An 11576-nucleotide genomic window follows, 5' to 3' on the forward strand; every position below is an offset into this window, starting at 1 on the left:
CGCCTCCGACTCCCGCCGGTCGGTCACAATGGGCCCGCACGGTGACCGAGCACTGCAGCAGTCCTGGAGGTAGGGATTCGTGACCCGCTACAGCATCGACCCCGACCGACGTGAGCTGATCGCTGCGTGGGGAACCGGTGAAGGCGACCTCGCCACCCGGGTAGCCTCCCTCCCGGCCGGGGCCGAGACCTCCGTTCTCCTGCGCCTGGCCCGCGCGCTCAGCAACCTGTCCGACGCCGCCTGGCGCACCTACACCCACCCCGCCAGCGCTGCCGCCTCCCAGGAGTCCGGCTCCGAGGGCTGGCGCCGGGAGGAGGAACGCAAGTCCTTCGACGAGGTCCCCGGTGCCATCGCCCGGCCCAACCTCCCCCGGGACGGCATGCTCGACGTCTCCTACAGCCCGCTGGTCGAATCCGCCCACCGCGCCGGCCGGGCCCTGCACGCCCTGGACGACCAGAAGCTCACCGACGCCGTCCTCGCCGAGACCGCCACCGAGCTCGCCGCCGTGGAGATTGCCGAACTCGGCGACCTCACCGGCCGCGCCCGCCAGGCCGTCCTCCTCAGCCGCGAAGGCGCCTCCCCCGTCCAGGTCGCCGCCGCCGACCGCCTCCTCGAACAGAACCCCTTCGGCCCCGCCGCGCTCCTCACCGAGATCGACCCCACCGCCGCCGCCGTCGCCGCCGCACACTGGCTCGCGGCCGCCGCAGAGGTCACCGCCGAAGCCACCGGCCACTCCCCCACCACCGTGCTGCTCGAAGCCGACGACATCGAAGCCCTCCCCCACGAAACCCCCACCCTCGTCCTCCAACTCCTCAAATCAGGCGTCTCCCCCTACGACGCGGTCACCGGCCTCGTACGCCACGCCCTCCACGTCGCCGACGGACTCCTCCCCGACCCCACCGGCCTGCGCAAGCACCTCGAAGACCTCGACGACGCCCTCACCGAACACACCGGCCCGGACACCGACCCCGAGGACACCGGCCTGCGCCTCACCCCGCTCGACCCCAAGCGCCCCGCCCCCGACCTCCTCGAAGACCTCCTCGCCGGCATCCACGGCTGCCGGCTCCTCAACGAGGAATACGACGAACTCGACGACGAGGACGACCTCGACGACGAGAACCGGGACGACGCCGAGCACGCCGGACAGCCGCACGACCGCAGTCGCAGCCACTTCGCCCAGCTCGTTCGCGAAGCCGCGGCCGCCCACCGCGACCGACTCATCTGACGCCCGCCGCGCCCACCCGTCCACGGATTCCCCGGAGTCCCGTCTGAACCCGGGCCGGCCGGTACCCACAGCGCACCCGCGGTCGGCCGACCCGGCCCGCTATTCAGTGACACGACGTAGCCGCATCGAGGGGCATAGCCTCCATCTCCAGACCCTCAGGCAGTTACGTACAGTAACGAAGTTCCGGGCATCCGCAGTGCCGACTCGGGTATCGAGGGAGTCGTCCGCACATCCGCATGCCCAGGTGCGGGCGCTCACCGAAAGTCGCAGGTCAGCGCCATGATTCCGTGTTGGTGATCGCATGGTGGTCGCAGCAGGCCATCCAGACGCGGGATGTGTAGCCTCGCGGGCTGATCACGGAATCAGGACCGCAGGAGGCAGAAGAACGTGCGCAGTTCGGGACGACGACGGGGCCGGGTCTACCGTCGGTGCGGGTGTCGTGACGCGGATCGGCGCCAGCTCGGGGCCGGGTGTCCGCGTCTTGCCGACGAAGGGCACGGCAGGTGGACCTTCGCAGTCGACATCCCCTCCCTCGACGGCCGCAGGCGCACCGTGCGCCGCAGCGGTTTCGAGGATGAGTGGCACGCGGAGGGCGCGCTGCGCCGCTTCCTCGAAGGCCGCAAACTCGGCTTCGATGCCGACCCGCACGAGACGGTGGCCGCCTACCTCACGAAGTGGCTCAAGTCGATGGAGTTCCTGCTCAAGCCCACCACCTACGCCCGCTACCGCACCTACGTGCTCTGCGAGTTGATCCCCGTGTTCGGCGAGCTGCGCCTGGAGGAGCTCGCCCACGATCACATCGCCGCCTACACGCACCAACAGCTTGAGGCCGGCCGCGGCCGCCAGGCCGTCTACCACTGCCTGGCAACCCTCTCCAGCGCCCTGGGCACCGCCGTCCGCAACCACCGGCTTCCCTTCAACGCTGCCCAGCCCCTGCCCATGCGCCGGCCCCGCCCCGACGAGCGCGTGCCCTGGAGCGCGGAGCAGGCCGTCGAGTTCCTCACCCACTGCCGAGACGTCGATCCCGCCTTCGCCGACCTCATCGAGGTCATCGTCGGCACCGGCCTGCGCAAGGGCGAGGCACTCGGCCTCCAGCGCCAGTGCGTGCGGATCGACGACCGCGTCATGTACATCCGCCACACCCTCTCCGCGATCGACAATCACGAGCTGGTCCTGACCGCGCCGAAGACCAGGAAGAGCCGCAACTGGGTGCCCCTGTCGGAGCGTGTCGCCGCAGCCCTCCAGCGCGCCATGGCCAGGAGCACCTCCACGGACAACGATCACGTCTTCCAGGACGCCGACGGCAAGCCCCTGCACCCGGCCGCCGTCCGCCGGCGCTTCCACGAACTGCGCGAACAGGCCGGACTTCCCCACGTCACCATCCACGACCTGCGACACCTGGCTGCCACGCTCGCCCTGGAGGGCAACGTCTCCATGGCCGTCATATCCAAGACACTGCGGCACTCGACGCTGTCGACCACCGCGAACATCTACAGCCACCTGACCTGGGACGTCGCCATGGCGGCGGTGCACACCATCGAGGCCAGGCTCTGCCTCGTCGAGGCCCGCACACGATCCGGCACCGACACCCTCGCCCCCAGCAGACCCTTGCCGAACCCGTTCTTCAGCCACGCAGCCTGACGGCTACGCATAGCGGGGCCGACTCGACCCACCGAGCCCCTCGCACCAAGGTAGGGGCCGACAGCCCGACGGCACCGCCCGCCCGGCAATGACGCCCAGTCAGGCACGCGGCCCATAAGAACGACTGACGCCGCGGGCCCCACAGTCATGCCCGATTGCGGGAACCCCACCTGCCTCAACGCCGACCAGTAGCTCAATCAGCCAGCGATTACACTCAGCTACATCGACAGGCGAACAAAAACCGCATAATGGTTGTGTCAGAGCAACCCGAGCACCCCTGAAACGCCCTCTGATGCGACGCGAACGAGCGTTCACGACCACACTGCGACCACCACAGCAAAAAGGCCGCCCTCACCAATTGGTAAGAACGGCCTCCGACCTGCGAAAACGCTGGTCGGGACGACAGGATTTGAACCTGCGACCCCTTGACCCCCAGTCAAGTGCGCTACCAAGCTGCGCCACGTCCCGTGGTCTCGGCGCCTTGCAGCGGGGCCTGGGGGGCTCTGCTGTGGGGCTTCTCGACCTTGTCTCCGGTGTCCCGGCGACGTGGAAAACAATACAGCACGTCGGGGGGTGCTCGCTGCCAGGTTTGCGGGTGGCGGGGGGTGGGGTGGGTCGTGGGGTCAGGGGGTGGGGTGGCGGGCGTCGTAGGCGAGGAAGGCGGGGCGGCGGGCGGCGAGGAGGAGGACGGCTGCGACGCAGGCGAGGCCGCCGCTGATGACGGAGGTGGCGGGGCTGGTGAGGGAGGCCACGGCGCCGGACTCGAAGTCGCCGAGTCGGGGGCCCCCGGCGACGATGACGATGAAGATGCCCTGGAGGCGGCCGCGCATCTCGTCGGGGGCGGCGACCTGCATCATCGTGTTGCGGAAGATCATGCTGACGGTGTCGGCGCAGCCGGCGACGGCGAGCAGGAGGAGGCCGAGCCAGAGGTTGCGGACCAGGCCGAAGGCCGCGATGGCGAGGCCCCAGGCGACGACGGAGACGAGGATGGCGACGCCCTGGCGGTTGACCCGGCCGACCCAGCCGGAGAAGAGGGCGCCGATCAGGGCGCCGACCGCAGGCGCGGAGACAAGGAGGCCGACGGTGCGGGCGTCGCCGCCGTAGAAGGTGACCGCGATGGCGGGGAAGAGGGCGCGCGGCATGCCGAAGACCATCGCGGCCAGGTCGGCGAGGAAGCTGGTGCGCATGTTGGGCTGTTCGCGCAGGAAGCGCAGGCCGTCGAGGACGGAGGCCCGGCCCTTGCGGTCGCCGAGCGGGAGCATGGCGGGCAGGCGCCACATCGCGTAGATGGTCGCCGCGAAGGCGACGGTGTCGACCAGGTAGGCCGCCTGGGCGCCGTAGGCGCCGATGAGGACGCCGCCGAGCATGGGGCCGACGGTGAGGCCGAGGTTCATGCTGACGGTGTTCAGGGCGTTCGCGGCGGGGAGCTGGTGGCTCGGGACGAGGCGCGGGATCATCGCCGAACGGGCGGGCGAGCTGAGCGCGAAGAAGCCGGCCTGGACGGCGACGGCGGCGTACAGGACGGCGACCTGGCCGAGGCCGGCCAGCGACTGGGCGGCCAGGAGGGCGGAGACGGCGGCGAGGCCGGCCGAGCCGATGAGCCCGAGGCGGCGGCGGTCGACGCTGTCGGCGATCGCGCCGCCGTAGAGGCCGAAGGCGATCAGCGGGAAGAGGGAGAAGAGGCCGACCAGACCGGTGGCGAAGCTGGAGCCGGTCAGATCGTAGACCTGGACGGCGACGGCGACGGCCGTCATCTGCTGGCCGATCGACGAGACCGCCTGACCGAACCAGACCCGCCGGTAGTCGGCGTTCTCGCGGAGCGGGCTGAGGTCGGCGAAGGCCCGCCGGTACCAGGGAGCGGGTGGGGCGGGGCTGGCAGAGGCCGACGCGGGAGGCACCGGCGAGGGAGGCGCCGACGCAGGAGGGATCGGAGGAGTGGCCGAGGGCGAATTGGCAGGATGATTGGTCGACACAGCCACCCATGTTCGACCCGTCCGCCGACGCCCCGCCCACCGGGGTACCCACCAGTCGGCTCCCGGCCCGCGCGGGCACCCCGCCCAGCGGAAAACTCCGGGGAAACCCGCTGGAAAGCGCCGGAAGCCCACCGCCGCCCACCGGGCCGGTGGGCGGCGCGAATCCACGGAAGCGGACCTACGGAAGCGGACCTACGGAAGCTGACCCGCGGACTACCGCGTCAGGACGTGCTTCTCCCCCGCCTCGACCGCGAAGTCCAGGCGGTTGCCGGGCGGCGGGAAGGGGCAGATGAAGTGGTCGGCGAAGGCGCACGGCGGCAGGTAGGCCCGGTTGAGGTCGAGCACCGTGCGGCCGTCGGCATCGGGGGCGGGGAGGGTGATGAAGCGGAAGCGGTAGGTGTCCGTGCCGCTGGTCGCGTCCGCGATGACACCGCTGAGCCCGCCGCCGGAACCACTCACCGTCAGGGTGCGGTGCTCCCCCGCGACGGTGAACGCGATCTGGCCGACGACAGCCAGCGGCCGCTCCTTGCCGTCCGCGTTGGGGACGAGGACGGCCTGCCCACCGTCGCCCTCGAACGGCGTGAAGACCGCCGGGACGGCCCACTCCGGGGAGTAGGGGTACGCGGAGATCCCTGCGAAGGACACCCGGCGCGGGGCGGCCGGGTCGAAGACGCGCAGGGCCAGCTCGCCCTCGCGCTCGATCGGCACGAGCCGCAGCTCGCCCAGGGAGGCGGTGTCGCCGGCCGGGTCGGTGTCCGGACGGAGCAGCGCCTCACCGTCGACGGGAGCCGACGCTCCCGCGACCGTGATGCCGTCACCCGCCTCGGCCCGCACCCGGACGCCCTCGGCATCGGCCCACCAGCGGCCGGGCAGGCCGGGTATCCCGGCGGGCTCGGGCTCCAGCCAGTGCGTGCCGGTCAGCGCCAGCTGCCCGTGCGGCGCGCTCACCGACGCCGCTCGGCTGTCGCTCCAGTGCTTCCATTCCTCCGCGGCTGTCGCCGTCATCGAAACGCCCTCCCACTCCGGTCCGTGACCCGCCCGGGCCATCCCTTGTCCGTCACCAGCATCAAGTCCGTCAACAGCATCAACGCCGACACCCGGGGTGGATCATTCCCGCATCCGGAACCCCGTGGAGCCGGACCGGCCGACGCCGGGCAGCCCCCACGGCCACCACCCCGGCCCGACCGGCCTTCGACCGGCCCGGACAGCCCCCCGACCGACCCTGCGGTGTCAGCCCTTCAGCGGCCGGAACAGCCCCTCCTGCACCACCGACACCACCAGCTGCCCGCGGCGGTCGAAGATCTGCCCGCGCGCCAGACCGCGGGCGCCGCGGGCTATCGGGGACTCCTGCTGGTAGAGCAGCCAGTCGTCCGTCCGGAACGGCTGGTGGAACCACATCGCGTGGTCGAGCGAGGCCATGTCGAAGTGCCGCGTGCCCCAGAGCGGCTCGACGGGGGCCCGGACCGCGTCCAGCAGCGTCATGTCGCTCGCGTAGGTGAGGGCGCAGACGTGGATCAGCGGGTCGTCGGGCAGGGAGCCGTTGGTCCGCAGCCAGACCCCGCTACGGGCCTCGACACCGGCCAGCTCCTCCTTCGTCCAGCGCAGCCGGTCGACGTACCGGATGTCGAAGGGCTGCCGGCGGCTGATGAACGGGGGCAGCTCGCCGAGCCGCGAGCCGACCTCGTCCAGCGCGCTGGGCAGGCTCTCGGGGGCCGGCACGGCGGGCATCGGGTACTGGTGCTCGATGCCGCCCTGCTCGGGGAGGTGGAAGTCGGCGGTGAGGGCGAAGATCGAACGGCCGCCCTGGATGGCGAGCACCCGGCGGGTAGTGAAGGAGCGGCCGTCGCGCAGCCGGTCGACCTGGTAGACGATCGGCACGCCGGGCACACCGGGGCGCAGGAAGTAGGCGTGCAGGGAGTGGACGGGGCGGTCGCCGTCCACCGTGCGCCCCGCCGCGACCAGCGCCTGGCCGGCCACCTGGCCACCGAACGTGCGCTGGAGCGCCTCCTCGGGGCTGCGCCCGCGGAAGATGTTCAGTTCGATCTGCTCAAGGTCCAGCAGTTCGACGAGTTCGTCGACGGGGGTACCCATGCGTGCGTTCCTCTCCGGACACCCGGCCCGGACGGAGATCTTCCGTCCGGCTGCCGGCGCCCGTTCTATCGAATTCTCCAGCCCAGTCGAATTCTCCGGAGGGCCCGGGAATTCCCGCACACCGGAGCGCCCTCGACGGATTCACTCGAACGAGGTTCGAGCACTCAAGCACTCGAACACTCGAGACTCAAGGATTCGGGGTCGGGCTCCGGAGCCCCGGACGGCTCCAGCTAGTCGAACAGACCGGACTGACGGATGGTGATGTTGAGCCGCCCGGTGAGACCGAGCGCCGGATCCGCCGTGCCCGGCAGCGTGCGGACCACGCCGTGGTAGGCGTAGCGGGCCGGACCGCCGAAGACCAGCAGGTCGCCGCTGTGCAGTTCCAGGTCGGTCCACGGGCGGGTGCGGGTCCGGGTGTTGCCGAGCCGGAAGACACAGGTGTCACCGAGTGACAGCGAGACGACCGGCGCGTCGGCCCGCTCGTCGCGGTCCTGGTGGAGACCCATCTTCGCGCCGTGCGGGTAGTGGTTGACGATGGCGATGTCCGGTTCGTACGCCCCGGCACCCGCGATACCCGCGACGCCCGAAACGTGCTCGCCCTCCCCGCCGTACGCGTCGGCGACCGCCCGGTGCGCGAGGTGGCCGAGTTCGGGTGGGAACGCCTTGACGGGCGTACCGTCGGCGGCGGTGCTGCGATACCCATAGGGGTACCAGTGCCAGCCCAGGCTCACCATCCGCACGGACATCACGCCGCCGGTCGGCATCCGGACGGTGTGCATCCCGGCCGGCGGGCGGGCCCACTCCCGGCAGGCGGCGACCAGCCGGAGCTGGGCGTCGGCGTCGAGCCATCCGGGGAGGAGCACGGCGCCGGGCGCGGGCTCGGACCGCCCTCGCGCGGAAGGCTCGCCGGAGGCCGCTCCGGAAGCACCACCGGAAGCACCACCGGAAGCCGCACCGAACAGCTCGCCGGAGAGCTCGCCGAAAAGTTCACCCTGGGACACACCACCATCCTCGCGCACCGGTGAAACCGGGGCACCTGCCCCTCCCCGGTACGGGACGCGACCCGGAACCCGGGCCCGGGACACGGCCGGGAACGCCGACCGCCGCTCCCCCGCACAGCGGAGAAGCGGCCGTCGGAACAACGCGGACCGAGGACGGCGCCTACGGAACCACGACGCGCGCCGGAGATCAGACGGTGAGGGTCTGGCCCGGGAGGATGAGGTCGGGGTTGCCGCCGATGACCTTGGCGTTGTCGTTGTACAGGGTGTGCCAGTCGACGCCCTTGGCGGCGGCGATCGAGCTCAGGGTGTCGCCCGCCTTGACGGTGTAGGTGCCACCGGTGACCGGCTTGGCGTTGTTCGAGGCCCGGCCCTTGCCCGCCTGGGCGGACTTCGCGGCGTTGTCGGACTTCCACGACTGGGCGGAGTCGGCGGCCTTCGGCGCGGCGGCGGCCTTGGGAGCCTCGGTGGCCTTGGGAGCGGCGGCCTTGGGAGCCTCGGTGGCCTTCGGGGCCTGCGCGGGCTTCGGCGCCGGGGTGGTGGCCGGGGCGGCCGGCTTCGCGGCGGTCGAGCCGGCCGAGGTGTCGACGGCGGCCGGGGCGCCGCCCTTGGTCAGGCCGGCCTTGACGGAGCAGATGGGCCAGGCGCCCGGACCCTGCGAGGCGAGGACCTTCTCCGCGACCGAGATCTGCTGCGCCTTGGTGGCCAGGTGGGCCTGCGAGGCGTACGCGGTGCCACCGAAGGCGGCCCAGGTGCTGGAGGTGAACTGCAGACCGCCGTAGAAGCCGTTGCCGGTGTTGATGGCCCAGTTGCCACCGCTCTCGCACTGGGCGACCTTGTCCCAGGTGGAGACGGACGCGGCGGAGGCCGAGGTGGCCGTGACGAGGCCGGCCACCGGCAGGGCCGCGACAGCGGCGCCCGCCACCACGGCCATCCGAACACGGTTGCGCTTGGTGACGGTGGAGGGGGTGGCAGCGGCGGTCTCGTTACGGAAGGTCATGAGGTTCCTCTCGACAGCCCCGGGCGGGCATGCGGAACCAGACCCTCGAAGGGGCCGATTTCGCTCACCGCGTCCGCCGGGCGGCCGGGCACGTGTCGGACGTGCCGCGCCGCCCCTGGCCACCCGCCACACACCGGGGACCTGTTCGAGCGGTCACATCGGCGGGCACTGCCGACGCCGGGCTGAGCCGGCGGGCTGTGCGTCGGGGGTGAACCCGGGTGGTGCTCGTTGCACCGCCAAAGAAGCTACGAGCCGGTAGTCACGGAAACCAAACACTCAACGGTCTGCCCAGCTCAGCCATGGGTTACCTGCGGTAACGACCATGCAATGGTGACCCAAATGTCCGATTTGGCCGCTGTTTCCTAGATCAAACATCGTCAGGACGTGTCTCACCCCACATTTCCATTCCGGCACTCCCACCATCGACATCGACACATTGCGAGCAGGCGACCACGCGGCGCGGTCGAATCCCGGGCAATTCCCGTCACCCTCACCGGCCACCCGTGACCCCTGACACAGGGGTCCGTTGGTAATGGCGGCCGGAGGCGCCCCTTCGTCCACCCCCAGGCCGGCCCCACCGGCACCCCTCACTCCGCCCAGCCCCACCCCGCCCCACACCCGCCCCACCGCACACCCCACCGCACACCCCACGCCCGCCCACGACGTACCCGACAGCCCGACAGCCCGACAGCCCACAGAGGAGTCCCAGTGCCGCGCATGCTCAACGTCAGCGACGAGGTCCGATCCGAGATCGGCGACGACGAGGCCGACCGCCTACTCGGCGGCGCCCACGCCCCCGACAGCTACGAGTGCACCTCCTGCCGCACCCCCGGCGACTCGTTCCAGGAGCCCACCAGCACCGTGCTGTTCGTGGGCGAGGAGACGGCGGTGCTCGCCTTCGCCCACGCCCGCTGCATCCCCTCGCAGGTGGTGCCGGTCTCCGAGGAGCAGTTGGTCGGCGCGGTGCGCAGCATCAGTCAGGCCCAGGCCGACGCACCCGCGGCGGCCCCGGCGGCCCCCTCCGCCTCGATTCCGGCCCCCGCCGCACCCGCCCCGGCCCCCGCCGCCCCGGCCCCCACCCCCACCACGCCCAGCGCGGCGGGCCAGGCCGCCGTCCTGGGCATCACCTGCGGGCTGATCCTGCACGGCGACGCCGGCCACGCCTCGTTGGTGGTCGAGCCGACCGGGCCGGTCGGCCGGCCGGGCAACACCTCGGGCACGGACGAGTTCCTGGACCTCCTCCAGGACGCTGGCTTCCAGCTCGTCACCGATCTCGACAAGACACCGGACCAACTGCCCGGCTGGTCCGTGCTGGTGGCGATGGGCAAGCTGCACGCGATTCTCCAGCCCGCTGCCGCCGGCGGCAGCACCGGCTGGTGGCAGGCGCACCAGCCGCTCCAGGTCACCGACGCATGGCGGTTCGCGGCGAACCAGCTCGCCGAGGTGACGATGTACGCCGTTCCCGCGGGCATGGTCGGCCGTCAGCCCCGCGAGGACCTGCTCCGCCAGGCGCTCGAACGCGCCGTGGCGCTGGGCCAGGTGGTCGCCGCCTCGCTCCCGCTCGCCGGCACCTGAGCCGTCCCCTTCGCCGCCCCGCATGCCGAGGTGCCGCGCGCCGACGGCGCGAACGCCGCGGCACCCCGCGTCTCCGCACCGCCCCAGGCGCCCTGACCGCGCTCCCGGGGCGGTGCAACCCCGCATCCCCTGCCGCTCTCACTCGTTGGCCCCTACGTGTACAGCTACGACGTCCCCGCATCCCACCGCCGGTCCCCCAGTGCTCCCCGCGCGATCCCGGGCATGCGCCCGTCGTACGACGCGGAGCACCCGCACTCGGCGACACCGATCTACGACGAGCTGTACTCCGAGTACCGGCGTCTGTTCCGGGCGCTGCCGGGCGACCGCTCCGGCGAGGAGAACCTGAAGTTCGCCGGCTTCGCGGTCCGGGACGGCTACCCGGTACTCGCCGACCCTCGCCCGTACCCGCCGCAGCACCAGGCGTTCCACACCTACGCCGGGCAGGCCGCCGGCATTCCCCAGTTCATGCCGAGCCAGCAGAACGGCTCCGGGGCGGCCGGCCACACCCACCACGGCGGCCAGGGCGACCCGGTCGGCGGGCACGGTTCCCTCGGCGCCTCCGGAGACCCCACCGGCGACAGCGGCGGCCACACCGCCCCGGCCGGCCATCCCAACCACGCCAACCAGGGCGGTCGCGCCGATCACAACAACCGGCACACCCCGAACGGCCACCAGGACGCATCCCCCGCCCAGCCCGCCTCCCACTTCACCAACGGCCAGGGCTGGGTGGCCGCCGGCTACCTCGGGCCGGTCCCGCACCCGATGCCCGCGCCGCCGCCGGCGCCCGCACCGGCCCTCGGTCCCGGCACCGACAACGGCACCACCACTCCCGGAGAGAACACCGCCCCCCAGACCACCACCCGCCAGAGCACCGGCGGACGGCACCGCAACCTGCTCTCCCTCCCCCCGGGCCGCGGCAGCGACCAGCACTGACCCCCGCCCTCCCCCCACCCCCGCACGCACAAGGGCCCCGCCACCGCTTGGGTTCTAACGGTCCTCGCAACACCCGCGATCTGTGGGAGTTGCGAGGGCCGTGGCTGTTGGACGCGATGATCTTTCGGGTTTGAGGGAGC

General features: G+C 72.0%; 9 protein-coding genes and 1 tRNA gene. 4 read left to right on the plus strand and 6 right to left on the minus strand.

Annotated elements, in window-relative coordinates; all coding sequences use genetic code 11:
- Positions 1-79 precede the first annotated feature (79 nt).
- Together ACIQIB_RS35375 and ACIQIB_RS35380 are read left to right on the plus strand one after the other, a co-directional pair.
- Positions 80-1225, plus strand: coding sequence for a hypothetical protein (locus tag ACIQIB_RS35375; RefSeq protein ID WP_400763054.1), 1146 nt, complete (start codon positions 80-82; stop codon positions 1223-1225).
- A 552-nt stretch (positions 1226-1777) separates the two neighbouring features.
- On the plus strand, positions 1778-2866 hold the full coding sequence (locus tag ACIQIB_RS35380) for a tyrosine-type recombinase/integrase (protein ID WP_400763055.1): 1089 nt from the start codon (positions 1778-1780) through the stop codon (positions 2864-2866).
- 391 nt (positions 2867-3257) lie between these two features.
- On the opposite strand, the gene ACIQIB_RS35385 is transcribed toward ACIQIB_RS35380, so the two are convergent.
- From ACIQIB_RS35385 to ACIQIB_RS35410, 6 genes are all read right to left on the minus strand, one after another.
- Positions 3258-3334 (minus strand) — tRNA-Pro (locus ACIQIB_RS35385).
- A gap of 155 nt (positions 3335-3489) precedes the next feature.
- Complete coding sequence (locus tag ACIQIB_RS35390; RefSeq protein WP_400763057.1) at positions 3490-4764, minus strand: MFS transporter; 1275 nt, start codon at positions 4762-4764, stop codon at positions 3490-3492.
- Between the two features lie 288 nt (positions 4765-5052).
- Positions 5053-5844 carry a DUF1684 domain-containing protein gene (locus ACIQIB_RS35395; RefSeq protein WP_363614803.1) on the minus strand — a complete coding sequence of 264 codons (792 nt, stop codon included), beginning with the start codon at positions 5842-5844 and terminating at the stop codon, positions 5053-5055.
- 225 nt (positions 5845-6069) lie between these two features.
- On the minus strand, positions 6070-6930 hold the full coding sequence (locus ACIQIB_RS35400; RefSeq protein WP_363614805.1) for an acyl-CoA thioesterase II: 861 nt from the start codon (positions 6928-6930) through the stop codon (positions 6070-6072).
- 230 nt (positions 6931-7160) lie between these two features.
- On the minus strand, positions 7161-7793 hold the full coding sequence (locus tag ACIQIB_RS35405; RefSeq protein ID WP_400763065.1) for an alpha-ketoglutarate-dependent dioxygenase AlkB: 633 nt from the start codon (positions 7791-7793) through the stop codon (positions 7161-7163).
- Positions 7794-8118: 325 nt separating this feature from the next.
- Entirely contained in the window at positions 8119-8928 is an 810-nt protein-coding gene (locus tag ACIQIB_RS35410) for a transglycosylase family protein (protein ID WP_400763059.1), read from the minus strand.
- A 708-nt stretch (positions 8929-9636) separates the two neighbouring features.
- On the opposite strand from ACIQIB_RS35410, the gene ACIQIB_RS35415 reads away from it, so the two are divergent.
- Both ACIQIB_RS35415 and ACIQIB_RS35420 read left to right on the plus strand, forming a co-directional pair.
- Positions 9637-10503, plus strand: coding sequence for a hypothetical protein (locus ACIQIB_RS35415; protein ID WP_400659642.1), 867 nt, complete (start codon positions 9637-9639; stop codon positions 10501-10503).
- A 222-nt stretch (positions 10504-10725) separates the two neighbouring features.
- Complete coding sequence (locus ACIQIB_RS35420) at positions 10726-11436, plus strand: hypothetical protein (RefSeq protein WP_363614813.1); 711 nt, start codon at positions 10726-10728, stop codon at positions 11434-11436.
- Positions 11437-11576 lie beyond the last annotated feature (140 nt).

This window comes from Kitasatospora sp. NPDC092286 (genome assembly GCF_044755565.1).
Lineage (GTDB): Bacteria > Actinomycetota > Actinomycetes > Streptomycetales > Streptomycetaceae > Kitasatospora.

Coding starts and splice junctions, on each gene's coding strand:
- ACIQIB_RS35395 (WP_363614803.1), bottom strand. CDS start 5,844: ATGACGGCGACAGCCGCGGAGGAATGGAAGCACTGGAGCGACAGCCGA.
- ACIQIB_RS35400 (WP_363614805.1), bottom strand. CDS start 6,930: ATGGGTACCCCCGTCGACGAACTCGTCGAACTGCTGGACCTTGAGCAG.
- ACIQIB_RS35410 (WP_400763059.1), bottom strand. CDS start 8,928: ATGACCTTCCGTAACGAGACCGCCGCTGCCACCCCCTCCACCGTCACC.
- ACIQIB_RS35420 (WP_363614813.1), top strand. CDS start 10,726: ATGCGCCCGTCGTACGACGCGGAGCACCCGCACTCGGCGACACCGATC.